Genomic DNA, 15,661 nt, shown 5'->3' with positions numbered 1-15,661 from the left:
GTGGAGGCTCCGGATGGCCCAGCACGAGCAGGTACGGGTGGCGGTGATCGGGTCCGGGTTCGGCGGACTGGGCGCGGCCGTGCGGTTGCGCCGGGAGGGGATCACCGACTTCGTCGTCCTGGAACGGGCCGGCAGCGTCGGCGGCACCTGGCGGGACAACAGTTACCCGGGGTGCGCCTGCGACGTGCCGTCCCACCTGTACTCCTTCTCCTTCGCGCCCAATCCCGACTGGCCGCGCACCTTCTCCGGGCAGGAGCACATCCGCGCCTACCTGGAGCACGTCGCCGACGTGTTCGGGCTGCGGCCCCACCTCCGTTTCGACTCCGAGGTCAAGCGCATGACCTGGGACCCGGAGAAGCTGCGCTGGGACATCGAGACCGCCTCCGGTTCGCTCTCCGCCGACGTCGTCGTCTCCGCCACCGGACCGCTGTCCGACCCGAAGATCCCCGAGATCCCGGGGCTGGACTCCTTCCCCGGCAAGGTCTTCCACTCGGCCCGCTGGGACCACGACTACGACCTGCGCGGCAAGCGGGTCGCCATGGTCGGCACCGGCGCCTCCGCGATCCAGATCGTGCCCGCCATCCAGCCCGAGGTCGCACAGCTCACCGTCTTCCAGCGCACGCCCCCGTGGGTGATGCCCCGCGTGGACCGCGCCATCAGCGCGGGCGAACGCCGGCTGCACCGGGCGCTGCCCTTCACCACCCAGGCCCGGCGCGGGTTCCTGTGGGGCATCCGGGAACTCCAGGTCCAGGCGTTCACCAAGCGCCCCGACGAACTCGGCCTGGTCGAGAGCCTCGCCAAGCGCAACATGGCCCGGGCGGTCAAGGACCCCGCGCTGCGCGCCAGGCTCACCCCGGACTACCGCATCGGCTGCAAGCGGATCCTGCTGTCCAGCACCTACTATCCGGCGCTGACGCGGCCCAACGTGGACGTGGTGGCGAGCGGGCTCGGCGAGATCCGCGGATCGACGGTGGTGGCGGCGGACGGCAGCAGCGCCGAGGTGGACGCGATCATCTTCGGCACCGGCTTCCACGTCACGGACATGCCCATCGCCGAGCGCGTCGTTGGCGCGGACGGGCGGACCCTGGCGGAGACCTGGAAGGACGGCATGGCGGCGCTGCGCGGCGCCGCCGCGGCCGGCTTCCCCAACTGGATGACGATCATCGGGCCCAACACCGGCCTCGGGAACTCGTCCATGATCCTCATGATCGAGTCCCAGCTGAACTACATGGCCGACTACCTGCGCCAGCTCCGTGTCCTCGGCGGGCGTGCGGCCCTCGACGCGCGCCCCGCCGCCGTGGCCGCCTGGAACCACAAGGTCCAGGAACGCATGAAGCGCACCGTGTGGAACACCGGCGGCTGCACCAGCTGGTACCTGGACGCGAACGGCCGCAACACGACCATCTGGCCCGGCACGACGACCGAGTTCCGGCGTGCGACGCAGCGGGTGGATCTCGCCGAGTACGAGGTGGTGCGCGCCCCCCTGGCCGCCGGTACGGGCGGCGCGCAGGACGCCAAGTCCGGTGCGGAGGTGGGCGCGTGAGCCGCCTCACCCACGTGACGACCGGGCCGTACGCGCCGCCCGTGCCCGCGCGTGAACTCACCGTCGTCTCCGCCGACGGCGCGCGCCTGCATGTCGAGGTGCACGGCCCCGAGAACGCGCCCGCCGTCGTCCTCGCCCACGGCTGGACCTGCTCCACCGCCTTCTGGGCGGCGCAGACCAGGGAACTGGCCGCCGGCCACCGGGTCATCGCGTACGACCAGCGCGGCCACGGGCGCAGTCCCGCGAGCCCCGTGTGCACCACCCAGGCGCTGGCCGACGACCTGGAAGCGGTGCTCGCGCACACGCTCGCGCCCGGGGAGCAGGCCGTGATCGTCGGGCACTCCATGGGCGGCATGAGCGTCATGGCGGCCTCCGCCCGCCCGGGCTTCCGTGAGCACGCGGCCGCCGTCCTGCTGTGCAGCACCGGCAGTTCACGGCTGGTGGCGGAGGCACGTGTCATACCGATGCGCGCCGGGGCCGCGCGCACCCGTCTCACGGCGCGGGTCCTGGCCTCGCGCGCCCCCCTCGGGCCGGTCACGCCCGTCGCCCGGAGCATCCTCAAGTACGCCACCATGGGCCCCGGTTCCGCCCCGCAGATGGTGGAGGCGTGCGCGCGGATCGTGCACGCCTGTCCGCGCGCCGTCCGCCACGCCTGGGCGCTCGTCCTCGCGGGCCTCGACCTCGACGCCGGAGTAAGGGAGTTGCGGGTGCCCACGGCGGTCATCAGCGGCGCGTCCGACCGGCTCACGCCGCCGATGCACGCCCGCGCGCTGGTCGCGACGCTGCCGCACTCCCTCGGTCTCACCGAGCTGCCCGGCCTGGGCCACATGACTCCGGTCGAGGCGCCGGAACTGGTCAACGGAAAGATCCGGGAGCTGGTCACCACCTACGTGACGGACGTTCCCGGCCGAGCCGGCGCCGAGGCGCCCGAGCGGATCAAGGAGGGCTCATGAGCAGGGTCGGTCTCGAAGGACAGGTCGCCGTCGTCACCGGAGCGGCGCGCGGGGTCGGCGAGTTGCTCGCCCGCAAGCTCTCCGCGCGCGGGGCGAAGGTCGCGCTGGTCGGGCTGGAGGAGGAGGCGCTCAAGGAGGTCTCCGGGCGGCTGCACACCGACAGCGCCCACTGGTACGCCGACGTCACCGACCACGAGGCGATGAGCCGGGTGGCGCGGGAGGTCAAGGACCGGTTCGGGAAGGTCGACATCGTGGTGGCCAACGCCGGAGTGGCGAACGGCGGTCCGTTCGCCGAGTCGGATCCCGGGGCCTGGCGGCGGGTGATCGAGGTCAACCTGATCGGCTCGGCGATGACGGCCCGCGCGTTCCTGCCCGTGCTCACGGAGAGCCGGGGATATCTGCTGCAGGTCGCGTCGCTGGCCGCGATCACGCCGGCGCCCATGATGACGGCGTACTGCGCGTCCAAGTCGGGGGTGGAGGCGTACGCGCACAGTCTGCGCGCCGAGGTCGGGCACCAGGGCGTGCGTGTCGGGGTCGCGTACCTGTCCTGGACGGACACCGACATGGTGCGCGGCGCCGACCAGGACGAGGTGATGCGGGAGTTGCGGCAGCGGCTGCCGTGGCCGTCGAACAAGACGTACCCGCTGGGCCCCGCCGTGGACCGGATCGTGGCCGGGATCGAGCGGCGCTCGGCGCATGTGTACGGGCAGTGGTGGCTGCGGGGGATGCAGGGCGTGCGCGGGTACCTGCCGGCGTTGATCGGGACGGTCGGGCAGCGCGAGATGAAGCGGTTCGCACCCCGCCTGCAGGGCATGCGCACCGGACTCGTCGGCGCAGGTGGGGCGGCTGACGAGGAGGCGCGCGCTACGCACCGTCATTGATCGAAATGCGTGCGTGGTCGGCCCGTGTGAATCTGGTCGAGGCCCCACTGAGGGCCGATCCCCTCACCCTCCACGGGAGTGAACCCACATGGGTATGAAGGACAAGGCCGGCAAGACGCAGGGTCAGGCCAAGCAGAAGATGCACGAAAGCCAGGAGCGCACGCAGCAGCGGGGCCAGCAGGCCCAGCAGGCTCCGCAGCGCGGCCAGCAGGCGACGCAGGTTCCGCAGCGTGGCCAGCAGGCGACGCAGGAGCGTGGCCGGCAGATGCCTGAGCGCGGTCGTCGGAACACGGACGACACCGAGCAGGAGATGCAGGACCGGTTCGACCAGGACTACGACGCCTAGTCGTTGCACTGGCTGGAGCGACCTACGTGGGGCGTCCTTCTCTCAGGAGGGCGCCCTGCGTTCGGCTTTGGGGTGGCGTCCAGGGGAGGGGTGCGGGGCGGTGGGGGTTTGTCGCGCAGTTCCCCCGCGCCTCTTGGGTGCTCACCTGGGGGGAAGGCGGGGGCGGGAGCGGTCCGGGACCTGGCTGTAGTCCGGTGGCTGGGCCGGCGGGTGGTCGGTCAGGAGGTCCAGGGCCAGTTGGATCGCTTCGTCCATCTCCACGTGGCGGCCCTCCGCCCAGTCCAGCGGGGTGCGCAGGACCGCCACGTCGGGGGCGACGCCGTGGTTCTCGACGGACCAGCCGTACTCCTCGAACCAGGCCGCGTTCATCGGCACCGTGATCACCGTGCCGTCGCCCAGGCGGTGCCGGCCGGTCATGCCGACGACTCCGCCCCAGGTGCGCTGCCCGACGACCGGGCCGAGCCGCAGCAGCTTGATCGCGGCCGTGATCATGTCGCCGTCGGAGGAGGTGGCTTCGTCGGCGAGCGCGACGATCGGGCCGCGCGGGGCGTTGGAGGCGTACGACACCGGCTGCGCGTCCCTGGTCAGGTCCCAGCCCAGGATGGTCCGGGTGAGTTTCTCGACGACGAGTTCGCTGATGTGGCCGCCCGCGTTGCCGCGCACGTCGACGATGAGCGCGGGGAGCGAGACCTCCCGGCGCAGGTCGCGGTTGAACTGGGCCCAGCCCGAGCCGCCCAGGTCCGGGATGTGCAGGTAGCCGCATCTGCCGTCGCTCATCTCCCGCACCACGGCCCGGCGTTTGGCCACCCAGTCCTGGTAGCGCAGCGGCCGCTCGTTGATCAGCGGGAGGACGGCGACCCGGCGCGCGGGCCCCGGCTCGCCGTCGCCGGGTACGAAGGTCAGCTCCACCGTCGTACCGCCGGCGCCCGCGAGCAGCGGGTACGGGCCGGTCAGCGGGTCCACCGGCCTGCCGTCCACGTGCGTGAGCACCGCGCCCTCCCGGATCCCGGTGCCCGCGAGCGGGGAGCGGGCCTTGGAGTCGGAGGAGTCGCCGGGCAGGATCCGCTTGACCGTCCAGCCGCCGTCCCGGCGTACGAGGTCGGTGCCGAGCAGGCCCTGGTAGCGCTGGTAGTGCGGCGGGCCCTCGTTGCGGCGGGCGGGGGTGACGTAGGCGTGGGAGGTGCCCAGTTCGCCGAGGACCTCGCGCAGCAGGTCGGCGAAGTCGTCGGGGGAGGAGACCCGTTCGACCAGCGGACGGTACTGGTCGAGCACCGCGTCCCAGTCGATGCCGCACATTCCGGGGTCCCAGAAGTAGTCGCGGATCAGGCGGCCCGCCTCGGCGTAGGACTGCCGCCACTCGGCGGGCGGGTCGACCGTGTGCAGGATGCGGCGCAGGTCGATCCAGACGGTCGAGTCGGCGTCGCCGGACTCGGTCGACGGCACGGCACGCAGATCGCCCTCGTCGACCACGACCAGGCGGCTGCCGTCGCCGCTGACCGTGAACCAGTCCAGGTGGTCGACGAGTTCGGACTTCTTCGCCTTGCTGATGTTGAAGTACTCCAGGGTCGGCCGGCCGCTGGTGTCGGCGGGATTGACGAAGGTCTCGCCCAGCGCGCCCGAGATCGGCCAGCGCAGCCAGACCAGACCGCCGCCCGCGACCGGGTACAGCGCCGAGTACTTCGAGGCGGTCACCGGGAACGGGGTCACCCGGCTCTCCAGCCCCTCCACCTCGACGGTGACCGTGCCGCCCTCACCGGACTCCTCGTCCTCGAGCGGGTCCAGGCCGCCCGCCGCCGGGCGCCCGTCGGGGCTGAGGGCGAAGGGGGAGGGGGTCGCCGAGGAGAGCGGGACCAGGTAGGGGCGACAGCCGAGCGGGAACGACAGGTCGCCGGTGTGGACGTCGTAGACCGGGTCGAAGCCGCGCCAGGACAGGAACGCGAGATAGCGGCCGTCGCGGGTGAAGACCGGGTTCTCGTCCTCGAAGCGGCCGTCGGTGACGTCGATGACGAGCCGGTCGCTGATGCGGGCCAGCTTGATCTGCCGCAGCGAACGGCCGATGCCAGGATGCGACCAGGTCAGCCACGACCCGTCCGGTGAGAAGGCCAGATCACGGACCGGACCGTTGACCGACTGGACCAACTCGGTGACCACGGCGTCGGAGACCACACCGTCGGCGGAACCGGCGGATTCCTCGGCGCCCTCGGCGCCCGCGACCTCCTCGGGCACGTCGATCAGCAGCAGCCGTCCGTCGTGGGCCGCCACCGCGAGCCGCTCGCCCAGCGGGTCCGACACCAGTTCGAGGACGCGGCCCAGTCGGCCGGAGGCCAGCCGGCGCGGCGGGCGGCAGCCGCTGGCCCGGGGCAGGTGGGCGATCTCGACCGCGTCCGCGCCGTCGGCGTCGGTGACGTACGCGATCTGCCCGGTCGAGCCGAGCATCTCGGGGAGCCGCACCCGCACCCCTGGTGTGTCGGCGATGGTGCGGGCCGGCCCGTCGCGGTGGGTGAGCCAGTACAGGCTGCCGCGTACGACGACGGCGCTGGCCCGTCCCGTCTCGTCCACGGAGACGCCGTCGACGTGCTGGGCGGCGGGCACCTGGTAGGGGCGTCGCCCGGCGCGCGGTCCGGACAGCCGCACGTCCAGCCTGCGGGGCACCGAGCCCGGGCCCAGGTCGTCGACGAGCCACAGGTCGCCCGCGCACTGGTACACCACCCGGTCGCCGTCGCTCGCGGCGTGCCGGGCGTAGAAGGCGTCGTGATCGGTGTGCCGGCGCAGGTCGGAGCCGTCGTAGGCGCAGGAGTAGAGGTTGCCGACGCCCTCGTGGTCGGAGAGGAAGGCGATGCGGCCGGCGACGAACATCGGGGAGTCCAGATGGCCGCCGATGCCGGCGAGCAGTCGCTGCCCGTGCAGCCAGAGCCGGCCCATGGCGCCGCCCCGGTAGCGCTTCCAGCCGGCCGGTTCGTGCGGCGGGGTGCCGGTGAGCAGCAGGGTCCTGCGGTCGCCCCCGATGTCGGCGACCTGGAGATCGGAGACCGGCCCCCACGGCAGCTTGCGGCCCGGGTCGCCGTCGGGGGACACCTTGTAGGCCCACGAGAAGTAGGAGAACGGCTGCCCCTGCGAGGCCACCGCGAGGATGTCGGCGTCACCCGCCGGGCCCGGGATCGTCCAGCCGCACACCCGGGTGTCGGCGCTGCCCCAGTACGTCAGCTGCCGTCCCGGCCCGCCGTCCACGTCGGTCAGGTGGATCTCGGGCACCAGACTCCGCCAGCTCGTGTACGCGATCCGGCGGCCGTCCGGCGAGAAGCGCGGATGGCCGACCTTGGTGCGGTCGACGGTGAGCCGCCAGGCGCGGCCCGGGGCTCCCAGCGAGGTCAGCCAGAGGTCGTCCTCGGCCACGAAGCACAACAGGTCACCGTGGAGGTGCGGCAGGCGCAGATAGCTCACCTCCCCATGCTTTTCCGGGTGCAGGAGGCCAGCAACTCGTGGACGCGCGCGCCTGGCGGCCGTACGTGAGAGAGCACACGTACGAAACGGTTTCGTTTCTGTAGATCGCGGGGTATCTTCAACATGTACGCAGTGAGGTGCAAGATGTACGCACCCTGCCGCCGACGGAACAGGAAAGGGTGAGTGGCATGGCTGAGGTCGCAACGGCGCGTCGCAGTCGGATCACGCCCGAGCGTGAGGCCGAGCTGTACGAGGCTGTGCTCGACCTGCTCCGTGAGGTCGGCTACGACGCCCTCACCATGGACGCCGTCGCCGCCCGCACCAAGTCCAGCAAGGCCACCCTCTACCGCCAGTGGGGCGGCAAGGCCGAGCTGGTGGCCAAGGCGGTACGGCACAACAAGCCGGGGGGCGCGGGTTTCAGCAAGATCGACACCGGTTCGCTCCGGGGCGATCTGCACGCCATGACCCTGCGCTCGGACGACTGCGAGATGGAGCAGAACTCCGCGCTGATGCGAGGTCTCGCCATGGCGGTCCACGGCAACCCGGACCTCCTGGAAGCGTTCAAGGAGCATCTGATCGGGCCCGAGATGGCCGAGTTCAACCAGGTGCTGCGGCGCGCCATCGACCGGGGCGAGGTCCGTGCGGACAACCCGGCGATCGACTTCGTGATGCACATGGTGATCGGCGGGTTCGCCGCCCGTTCCCTGATCGACGAGCAGCCGCCCAGCCAGGCCTTCCTCCTGTCGTACATCGACGCCGTGGTGCTCCCCGCACTCCGCGCGCCCATCACCGGCTGACCCTTCCCCACACCCAGCCCACCTGACGTCTCCGCTCACGTCGTCGGGCCGATCACCCCTGTCCTCCACGGGGTCGATCACCCCTGCCCTGCATACCCCACGACCTGACCGGGAGAACGACCTCGTGGCCACGTTCCTGTACAAACTGGGCCGGCTCGCCTTCAGGCGACGGCATTACGTCGCCCTGCTGTGGGTGGCGCTGCTGACCCTCGCGGGAGTCGGCGCGGCCAGTGCCCCCGCCGCCGGCAACACCTCCTTCTCCATCCCCGGAACCGAGGCCCAGAAAGCCTTCGACCTGCTGGACCAGCGCTTCCCCGGCACCAGCTCCGACGGCGCCACCGCGCGCGTGGTCTTCAAGGCGCCGGCCGGCGAGAAGATGACCGACAAGCTCAACAGGGCCACCGTCAAGAAGACCGTGAAGGAACTCGGCGAGGACTCCGAGGTCGCCTCGGTCGCCGACCCCTACAAGGGGCACGCCGTCAGCAAGAACGGCGAGGTCGCGTACGCCTCGGTCAACTACAAGGTGTCCGGCATGGAGCTGGAGGACTCCTCACGGGACGCCCTGAAGGCGGCCGCGCAGGACGCGCGGGACGCCGGGCTGACCGTGGAGATCGGCGGTGACGCGCTCAGCGCCACGCCCGAGACCGGCTCCAGCGAGGTCATCGGCATCGCGATCGCCGCGGTCGTCCTGGTCGTCACCTTCGGCTCGCTGCTCGCCGCCGGGTTCCCGCTGCTCACCGCGATCATCGGCGTCGGCATCGGCGTCTCCACGATCACGGCCCTGGCCAGCGCCCTCGACCTGGGCTCCACCACCTCGACCCTGGCCACGATGATCGGCCTCGCGGTCGGCATCGACTACGCGCTGTTCATCGTCTCCCGCTACCGCGCGGAACTCTCCGAGGGCCGCGAACGCGAGGAAGCCGCAGGCCGCGCGGTCGGCACGGCGGGCTCGGCGGTCGTCTTCGCCGGTCTGACGGTCGTGATCGCCCTGGTCGGACTCTCCGTCGTCAACATCCCGATGCTCACCAAGATGGGAGTGGCCGCCGCGGGCACGGTCGTCGTGGCCGTCCTGATCGCCCTCACCCTCATCCCGGCGCTGCTCGGCTTCGCGGGCCGCAGGATCAGGCCCACCGGCGAGAAGAGCAGGCTGCTCGGCGGCGGCCGCCCGAAGAAGAAGCACGCCGACCGGCCCAACATGGGCACCCGCTGGGCCAGCTTCGTCGTACGGCGCCCGGTCGCCGTCCTGCTGCTCGGTGTCGTCGGGCTCGGCGCGGCGGCGGTCCCCGCGACCTCCCTGCAGCTCGGCCTCGGCGACGACGGCTCCCAGCCGGCCTCGACCACCCAGCGCCGCGCCTACGACCTGCTCTCCGACGGCTTCGGCCCGGGCTTCAACGGCCCGCTCATGGTCGTCGTCGACGCCAAGGACAGCGTCCACCCGAAGTCGGCGTTCAAGAAGGTCGACAACGAGATCAAGGGCCTCAAGGACGTCGTCACGGTGACCCCGGCCGCCCCCAACAAGGCCGGCGACACCGCGACCATCACCGTCATCCCGAATTCCAAGCCGTCCTCGACCACCACCGAGGACCTGGTCCACGCGATCCGCGACCAGGGCACCGAGATCACCGCCGACACGGACGCCAAGGTCCTGGTGACCGGTTCGACGGCGATGAACATCGACGTCTCGCAGAAGCTCAACGACGCGCTGATCCCCTACCTGGTCCTGGTCGTCGGCCTCGCCTTCCTGCTGCTGATCGTGGTCTTCCGCTCGGTCCTGGTGCCGCTGAAGGCGGCCCTCGGCTTCCTGCTCAGCGTGATGGCGGCCCTGGGCGCGGTGGTCGCGGTCTTCCAGTGGGGCTGGCTGTCCGGCCTGCTCGGCGTCGAGGAGACCGGCCCGGTCATGTCGATGATGCCGATCTTCATGGTGGGTGTCGTCTTCGGCCTCGCCATGGACTACGAGGTGTTCCTCGTGACCCGTATGCGGGAGGCGTACGTCCACGGCGAGAAGCCGAGCCAGGCCGTCGTCACCGGCTTCAAGCACGGGGCGCGGGTCGTCACGGCCGCCGCCGTCATCATGATGGCCGTCTTCTCCGGCTTCATCGGCTCCAGCGAGTCCATGATCAAGATGATCGGCTTCGGCCTCGCGATCGCCGTCTTCTTCGACGCCTTCATCGTCCGCATGGCGATCGTCCCGGCGGTGCTCGCCCTGCTCGGCAAGCGCGCCTGGTGGCTGCCGAAGTGGCTGGACCGCGCGCTGCCCAACGTCGACGTCGAGGGGGAGGGCCTGCGCGCCCTGTCCGGCCGGAACGCCGACGAGGGCGGCAAATCTGACAACGACGACGAGGACCGGCAGCTGGTACGCGCCTGACGCGCCGCTCGGGACAGGCCGCCGGTGAGGGGCCGTGGGGACGGGCGCCCTCACCGGCTTCGTCGTGCGCGGCACCCGGGTTGTCCGTTCGCCTTATCCGTTCGCCGCCGTCGCCTCCTGTTCGTTAGCGTGCCCCCATGACGACGACAGCCGCCAACGGTGCCGATGCCGGGGGCTCCGGAGCCCATCCCCGTTTCGCCGCCGCCCTGGAGGAGCTGGGGCTGGGGGAGCTGACCGCCCGGGTCCGGCGGTTCCCGGACGCGACCCGGACCGCCGCCGAGGCCGCCGCGGCGGTCGGCTGCGAGCTGAGCGAGATCTGCAAGTCGCTGATCTTCGCGGCCGACGGGGTGCCGGTCCTGGTGCTGATGGACGGCGCCTCCCGGGTCGACCTGGAGCTGGTCCGCAAGGAACTCGGCGCCGAGAAGGTCACCCGGGCCAAGGCGGACGTCGTCCGCGAGACCACCGGGTACGCCATCGGAGGCGTCCCGCCGTTCGGGCACCGCACCCGCACCCGCGTGCTCGCCGACCGGGCCCTGCTGCGGCACGACGTGGTGTGGGCGGCCGCCGGCAACCCCCACGCCGTCTTCCCGATCCCGCCCGCCGCGCTGGTCGAGCACGCCGGCGCGACCGTCGTGGACGTGCGGGAGCCCACCGCGTGACCCTGCAGGTCGCCGCCGCCGTCCTGCTGGCCGCGCTGACCCACGCGAGCTGGAACGCGATCGCCCACCGGATCAGCGACAAGCTCGTCGGCGCGGCGCTGATCGCCGGCGGGGGCGTGCTGATCGGACTGCTGCTGATGCCGTTCGCGGCGGTCCCGGCGGCCGGCGCCCGGCCGTACCTGATCGCCTCCGCGGTCGTCCATGTCGCCTACTTCGCGCTGCTGATGCTCTCCTTCCGGCTCGGCGACTTCGGGCAGGCGTACCCGATCGCACGCGGCACCGCACCGCTGCTGGTCACGCTGTTCGCCGCGCTGTTCGCCCACGAGGTGCCCGACGCCCCGGCCGCCGCGGGCATCGCCGTGTCCTGTGCGGGGCTGACCGGCGTCGCCCTGTGGGGGCTGCGCGGGCGCAAGCCGGACTGGGCGGCGATCGGCGCCGCCCTCGCCACCGGCCTCTCGATCGCCGCGTACACGGTCGTGGACGGCCTCGGGGTACGCGCCTCCGGCTCCTCCCTCGGCTACATCGCCTGGCTGATGGCCCTCCAGGGCCTGGCGATCCCCGCGTACGCCCTGGCCACCCGGCGCACCGCACTGCTCACCGCCGCCCGCCCCTACGCCGCCCTCGGGCTGCTGGGCGCCCTGCTGTCGGTCCTCGCCTACGGCCTGGTGCTGTGGGCACAGACCCGCGCCGAGCTGGCGCCGGTCGCCGCCCTGCGCGAGTCGTCGATCATCGTGGGTGCGGCCATCGGGGCGGTGTTCTTCAAGGAGCGGTTCGGGGCACCCAGGATCGCGGCGGCCGGGCTCCTGGTCGTCGGGATCGGGCTGATGCTGCACGCCGGTTAGACACCGGGTGCCGCGACCGTCCGAAACGGGGCCGGACCGCGCGCCGGACGGTCTCGGGTACGCCAAGCTGGCGTACGGAACGTACGAGCACAGGGAGACGTCATGACCGACAAGCCGACCGTGGCCTTTCTGGGTACCGGGATCATGGGCGCCGCGATGGCCCGCAACCTCCTGAAGGCCGGGCACACCGTCCGCGCGTGGAACCGCACCCGAGCCAAGGCCGAACCCCTCGCCGCCGACGGCGCGCAGGTCACCGACACCCCCTCGGAAGCCGTCGAGGGCGCCGACGTCGTGCTGACCATGCTGTACGACGGCGGCACCGTCCTGGAGGTCGTCCGCGAGGCGGCCGGCGCGCTGCGGCCCGGAGCCGTCTGGGTGCAGTCCACCACCGCGGGACTCGACCAGATCCCCGCACTGGCCGCCTTCGCCCGCGAGCACGGCCTGGTCTTCTACGACGCCCCGGTCCTCGGCACCCGCCAGCCCGCCGAGGCCGGGCAGCTGACCGTCCTGGCCGCCGGTCCCGAACAGGGCCGGGAGACGGTCGCGCCGGTCTTCGACGCCATCGGCGCCCGCACGCTGTGGACCGGCGACGACGGCTCCTCGGCCGCCGCCACCCGGCTCAAGCTGGTCGCCAACAGCTGGGTCCTCGCGGCCACCGCGGCCACCGGCGAGGTGGTGGCCCTCGCCCAGGGCCTCGGCGTCGACCCGCACAGCTTCTTCGACCTGATCGCGGGCGGCCCGCTCGACATGGGCTATCTGCGGGCCAAGGCCGCGCTGATCCTCGACGGCGGGCTGACCCCGCCGTCCTTCGCGGTGGACACCGCCGGGAAGGACGCCCGCCTGATCGTCGCCGCCGGCGCGAGCCACGGCGTGCGCCTCGACATCGCCGAGGCGGCGGCCGAACGCTTCGCCCGCGCCGCCGCGCAGGGCCACGCCGACGAGGACATGGTCGCCGCGTACTTCGCCAGCTTCGACGACAGGTGACCCGCGCGGGCCGGTGCCGACGTGACGGCCCCGGCCTTGAGGGAGCACCCTGGAAGCAGCGATTGCGGAGGTGGTCCCCATGATGCAGACCGCTGTGGGATGGCATGTCGAGCTGGAGTTCCTGGAGGACGACACGCACACGCGCGCGGTGGCCCTGGTGCGTCTGGCCGACGGCACCGAGATTCGCGCGCACGGGCATGCGAGCCGTCATGAATCCGACAGCAACCAGCCCAGGGTCGGGGAGGAGATCGCGGGAGCCCGCGCTCTGAACGAACTGGCCATGCAGTTGCTGAGCAAGGCGCACGGCGAGATCGACGCGGACTCCGGACGGCACTCGCATCCGATCAACGTGTGAGGAGCGCGGGCGCACGGGGGTGCCCGCGCGCGTCCTGGGGCACTGGGGCGCGGTCCCGGGGTGCTGGGGCGGGCGCGGTGGTGACGGTGGCGGTGCCTACGCCAGTGCCGTGCGCACCGCCCGTACCAGCGCCTGCGCCCGCGTGTCCGCGGTCACGCTCTTGCGGAAGCCGTTGGTGACGTAGCCGAAGGCGACGCCCGACCCGGGGTCCGCGAAGCCGAGCGCGCCGCCGCGTCCCGGGTGGCCGAAGGAGGCGGCGGAGAGCAGGGGGGACGCGCTGCCGTGCAGCATGTAGCCGAGCCCGAAGCGGGTGGAGACGACCAGTACCCGGTCCGGCCCCGCCGACCGCTCGCCGCGCGCCAGTTCCACGGTCTCCGGCGTGAACAGCCGCCGGCCGCCGTCGACCTCGCCGATGAGGGAGGCGTAGAAGCGGGCCAGGCCGTCGGCGGTGGCGATGCCGTTGGAGGCGGGCAGGGCGGCCGCGCGGTAGCCGGGGTCGTTCTCGTCCGGGAGCGGGCTGATCGCGCCGAACGCCCGGCGGGTCAGTGACCCGGGGTCGGCGTACGCCTCGGAGACGGCCCGCTTGGGCCGGGTCCGCAGCGCGCCGGCGGCCTCCGGGGCCGCGACGGGCCCGACCCGCCCCACGCGCGCCTGTTCCGCCTGCGGCAGCCCGAGCCACAGCTCGGCACCGACCGGTCCGGCGATCTCGTCCGCGATCCACTCGCCGACGCCGCGCCCGGTCACCCGCCGCACCAGCTCACCGGTGAGCCAGCTGTACGTCTGCGCGTGGTAGCCGTGATCGGTGCCCGGCTCCCACACCGGCGCCTGCGCCGCGACCGCGGCGGCGCCCAGGTCGGGGTCGGCGGCCTCCGCGGGCGTGAGCGGCCGGTCCAGCACCGGTACGCCCGCGCTGTGTGCGAGAAGCTGCCGTACCAGGGTCCGCTCCTTGCCGGCCGCCTTGAACTCCGGCCAGTGGTCGCCCACCGGGGCGTTGAGGTCCAGTTCCCCGCGCTGCCCCAGAAGCAGCAGGACGGCGGCCACGACGCCCTTGGTCGCCGAGCGCACGATCTGGGCGGTGCCGCGCTCCCAGGGCGCCTCACCGGCGTCCCCGTCGACGTCCCGGGCGCCGCCCCACAGGTCGACGACCCGGTGCCCGTCCCGGTACACGGCGACCGCCGCGCCCCGGTCCCCGAGCAGCTCGAAGTTCTTCGCGAACGCGTCCCTGACCGGTTCGAAGCCCTCGGCCACAGTGCCCTTCACGTCCACGTCCGCCACGGCCGCCACGTCCCTCCAGATCGCCTGCACCGCTCGGACCAACGCCCCCGGGGGGCCCGCGATTCCTCGGCACCGGGGTCGTACGGGCGTGAGCTGTGCCTCAGTGGAGCGGGCCGGGCGCGCGGTCAGCCGAGCACGATCGTCACGTCGATGTTGTCGCGGGTCGCGTTCGAGTACGGGCAGACCTCGTGGGCGGCGTCCACCAGCTTCGCCGCGATGTCCGCGTCCAGCACCGGGAGGGAGACACTGAGCGCGACGGCGAGACCGTAGCCGCGCCGCTTGTTGGGGCCGATGCCGACCTTCGCGGCGACCGCGGAGCCGGTCAGGTCGTAGCCCTCGCGGTTGCCGACCAGGATCAGCGCGTTGTGGAAGCAGGAGCTGTACCCCGCCGCGAACAGCTGCTCCGGGTTGGTGCCGTTGCCGTCGCCGCCCAGCTCCGGAGGCATCGCGACCCTGAGCTCGATCTGGCCGTCCTGGCTGGTGACATATCCGTCCCGGCCACCGTGCGCGGTCGCCTCCGCGACGTACATGATCTTCGTCGGACGGGTGTCGACGGTGGCGCCTTCGGTCACGGCGGGACCTCCCCCAGGGCGGTGACAATGGTGGGCAACACGATGGTGTGCAAGTACATCGTGCACAAGGTACCGACCGGTAGGAAGGCTTTGGACCGCCAGGGGGGAGGAAACCGCGGGTAACAGCGGCTAACCAGGTGGGGGCGAGGCGGGGGCGCCGCTAGGCGGAGCGCGAGGCCGTGCCGCTCGCCCGGTCCGCGAGCACCCGCAGCTCCTCACGCAACCGTGCGACGTCCGCACCGTCGAGCCCCGTCGTCGCGAGCAGGGTGCCGGGTACGCGCGCCGCGCGCTCCCGCAGTTCCTCCGCCCGCCCGGTGCACGCGACGAGCACCGAGCGCTCGTCGGACTCCGAGCGTGCCCGGCGCACCAGGCCCGCCGCCTCCAGCCGCTTCAGCAGCGGCGACACCGTGCCGTAGTCGAGGCGGAGCACGCCGGCCAGCTCCTTCACCGTGGTCTCGCCCCGCTCCCACAGCACGAGCAGCACCAGGTACTGCGGGTAGGTGAGCCCGAGGTCGTCGAGGAGCGGACGGTAGGCGGCGGTCACGGCGCGCTGCGCGGCGTACAGCGCGAAGCACAGCTGGTCGTCCAGTCGTGGCGGTGCCGTGTCCTCTTGATGCGTCACCCGCCCATTGTCACGGAGACGGGGAC

At 72.5% G+C, this 15,661-nt stretch carries 14 protein-coding genes; 10 read left to right on the top strand and 4 right to left on the bottom strand.

From position 1 onward, the window contains the following. The first annotated feature begins 13 nt into the window (after positions 1–13). From ACZ4O3_RS14005 to ACZ4O3_RS13990, 4 genes are all read left to right on the top strand, one after another. A complete protein-coding gene (locus tag ACZ4O3_RS14005; protein ID WP_384986786.1) occupies positions 14–1,543 on the top strand; it encodes a flavin-containing monooxygenase in 1,530 nt (509 codons plus the stop codon). Beyond that, positions 1,540–2,496 carry an alpha/beta fold hydrolase gene (locus tag ACZ4O3_RS14000; RefSeq protein ID WP_467722258.1) on the top strand — a complete coding sequence of 319 codons (957 nt, stop codon included), beginning with the start codon at positions 1,540–1,542 and terminating at the stop codon, positions 2,494–2,496. The genes ACZ4O3_RS14005 and ACZ4O3_RS14000 overlap by 4 nt, the downstream gene beginning before the upstream one ends. Then, positions 2,493–3,377: an SDR family oxidoreductase gene (locus tag ACZ4O3_RS13995; protein WP_362716594.1), complete on the top strand. Its 885-nt coding sequence runs from the start codon at positions 2,493–2,495 to the stop codon at positions 3,375–3,377. Before ACZ4O3_RS14000 ends, ACZ4O3_RS13995 begins: the two co-directional genes overlap by 4 nt. Before the next feature lie 94 nt (positions 3,378–3,471). Further along, complete coding sequence (locus ACZ4O3_RS13990; RefSeq protein ID WP_467722257.1) at positions 3,472–3,723, top strand: hypothetical protein; 252 nt, start codon at positions 3,472–3,474, stop codon at positions 3,721–3,723. Positions 3,724–3,864: 141 nt separating this feature from the next. Here ACZ4O3_RS13990 and ACZ4O3_RS13985 read toward each other — a convergent pair whose 3' ends face one another. After that, on the bottom strand, positions 3,865–7,164 hold the full coding sequence (locus ACZ4O3_RS13985) for a S41 family peptidase (RefSeq protein ID WP_467722256.1): 3,300 nt from the start codon (positions 7,162–7,164) through the stop codon (positions 3,865–3,867). Between the two features lie 188 nt (positions 7,165–7,352). Between ACZ4O3_RS13985 and ACZ4O3_RS13980 the strand changes: the two genes are divergently transcribed. The 6 genes from ACZ4O3_RS13980 to ACZ4O3_RS13955 all read left to right on the top strand — a co-directional run bounded on the left by ACZ4O3_RS13980 (position 7,353) and on the right by ACZ4O3_RS13955 (position 13,166). Further along, positions 7,353–7,961 carry a TetR/AcrR family transcriptional regulator gene (locus ACZ4O3_RS13980; protein WP_362716585.1) on the top strand — a complete coding sequence of 203 codons (609 nt, stop codon included), beginning with the start codon at positions 7,353–7,355 and terminating at the stop codon, positions 7,959–7,961. 124 nt (positions 7,962–8,085) lie between these two features. Then, the gene (locus ACZ4O3_RS13975; protein WP_362716582.1) at positions 8,086–10,326 is read left to right on the top strand and encodes an MMPL family transporter; all 2,241 of its coding nucleotides are present in this window, start codon (positions 8,086–8,088) and stop codon (positions 10,324–10,326) included. A 137-nt stretch (positions 10,327–10,463) separates the two neighbouring features. Next, positions 10,464–10,985, top strand: coding sequence for a YbaK/EbsC family protein (locus ACZ4O3_RS13970; RefSeq protein WP_467722255.1), 522 nt, complete (start codon positions 10,464–10,466; stop codon positions 10,983–10,985). After that, positions 10,982–11,827, top strand: coding sequence for an EamA family transporter (locus ACZ4O3_RS13965; RefSeq protein ID WP_467722254.1), 846 nt, complete (start codon positions 10,982–10,984; stop codon positions 11,825–11,827). Before ACZ4O3_RS13970 ends, ACZ4O3_RS13965 begins: the two co-directional genes overlap by 4 nt. A gap of 102 nt (positions 11,828–11,929) precedes the next feature. Beyond that, positions 11,930–12,811, top strand: coding sequence for an NAD(P)-dependent oxidoreductase (locus ACZ4O3_RS13960; RefSeq protein ID WP_362729751.1), 882 nt, complete (start codon positions 11,930–11,932; stop codon positions 12,809–12,811). A 79-nt stretch (positions 12,812–12,890) separates the two neighbouring features. Beyond that, a complete protein-coding gene (locus ACZ4O3_RS13955; protein ID WP_362729749.1) occupies positions 12,891–13,166 on the top strand; it encodes a DUF1876 domain-containing protein in 276 nt (91 codons plus the stop codon). Between the two features lie 96 nt (positions 13,167–13,262). On the opposite strand, the gene ACZ4O3_RS13950 is transcribed toward ACZ4O3_RS13955, so the two are convergent. From ACZ4O3_RS13950 to ACZ4O3_RS13940, 3 genes are all read right to left on the bottom strand, one after another. Further along, positions 13,263–14,432, bottom strand: a complete 1,170-nt coding sequence (locus tag ACZ4O3_RS13950; RefSeq protein ID WP_467722439.1) for a serine hydrolase domain-containing protein — start codon at positions 14,430–14,432, stop codon at positions 13,263–13,265. A 134-nt stretch (positions 14,433–14,566) separates the two neighbouring features. Continuing rightward, positions 14,567–14,971 carry an organic hydroperoxide resistance protein gene (locus ACZ4O3_RS13945; protein WP_467722438.1) on the bottom strand — a complete coding sequence of 135 codons (405 nt, stop codon included), beginning with the start codon at positions 14,969–14,971 and terminating at the stop codon, positions 14,567–14,569. A 202-nt stretch (positions 14,972–15,173) separates the two neighbouring features. Further along, positions 15,174–15,635 (bottom strand): MarR family winged helix-turn-helix transcriptional regulator, encoded by a 462-nt coding sequence (locus tag ACZ4O3_RS13940; protein WP_362714637.1) that lies wholly within the window; start codon positions 15,633–15,635, stop codon positions 15,174–15,176. Between the last annotated feature and the right edge of the window lie 26 nt (positions 15,636–15,661).

This window comes from Streptomyces sp. NPDC026515 (genome assembly GCF_055567595.1).
The sequence above is the reverse complement of the archived record's forward strand: the minus strand, read 5'-3'. Positions and strand labels throughout refer to the sequence as shown.

Bases quoted from the DNA above. Each gene is read 5' to 3' on its own strand.
- ACZ4O3_RS13990 (WP_467722257.1), top strand. From the start codon at position 3,472: ATGAAGGACAAGGCCGGCAAGACGCAGGGTCAGGCCAAGCAGAAGATG.
- ACZ4O3_RS13960 (WP_362729751.1), top strand. From the start codon at position 11,930: ATGACCGACAAGCCGACCGTGGCCTTTCTGGGTACCGGGATCATGGGC.
- ACZ4O3_RS13970 (WP_467722255.1), top strand. From the start codon at position 10,464: ATGACGACGACAGCCGCCAACGGTGCCGATGCCGGGGGCTCCGGAGCC.
- ACZ4O3_RS14005 (WP_384986786.1), top strand. From the start codon at position 14: ATGGCCCAGCACGAGCAGGTACGGGTGGCGGTGATCGGGTCCGGGTTC.
- ACZ4O3_RS13980 (WP_362716585.1), top strand. From the start codon at position 7,353: ATGGCTGAGGTCGCAACGGCGCGTCGCAGTCGGATCACGCCCGAGCGT.
- ACZ4O3_RS13995 (WP_362716594.1), top strand. From the start codon at position 2,493: ATGAGCAGGGTCGGTCTCGAAGGACAGGTCGCCGTCGTCACCGGAGCG.
- ACZ4O3_RS13955 (WP_362729749.1), top strand. From the start codon at position 12,891: ATGATGCAGACCGCTGTGGGATGGCATGTCGAGCTGGAGTTCCTGGAG.
- ACZ4O3_RS13945 (WP_467722438.1), bottom strand. From the start codon at position 14,971: ATGTACGTCGCGGAGGCGACCGCGCACGGTGGCCGGGACGGATATGTC.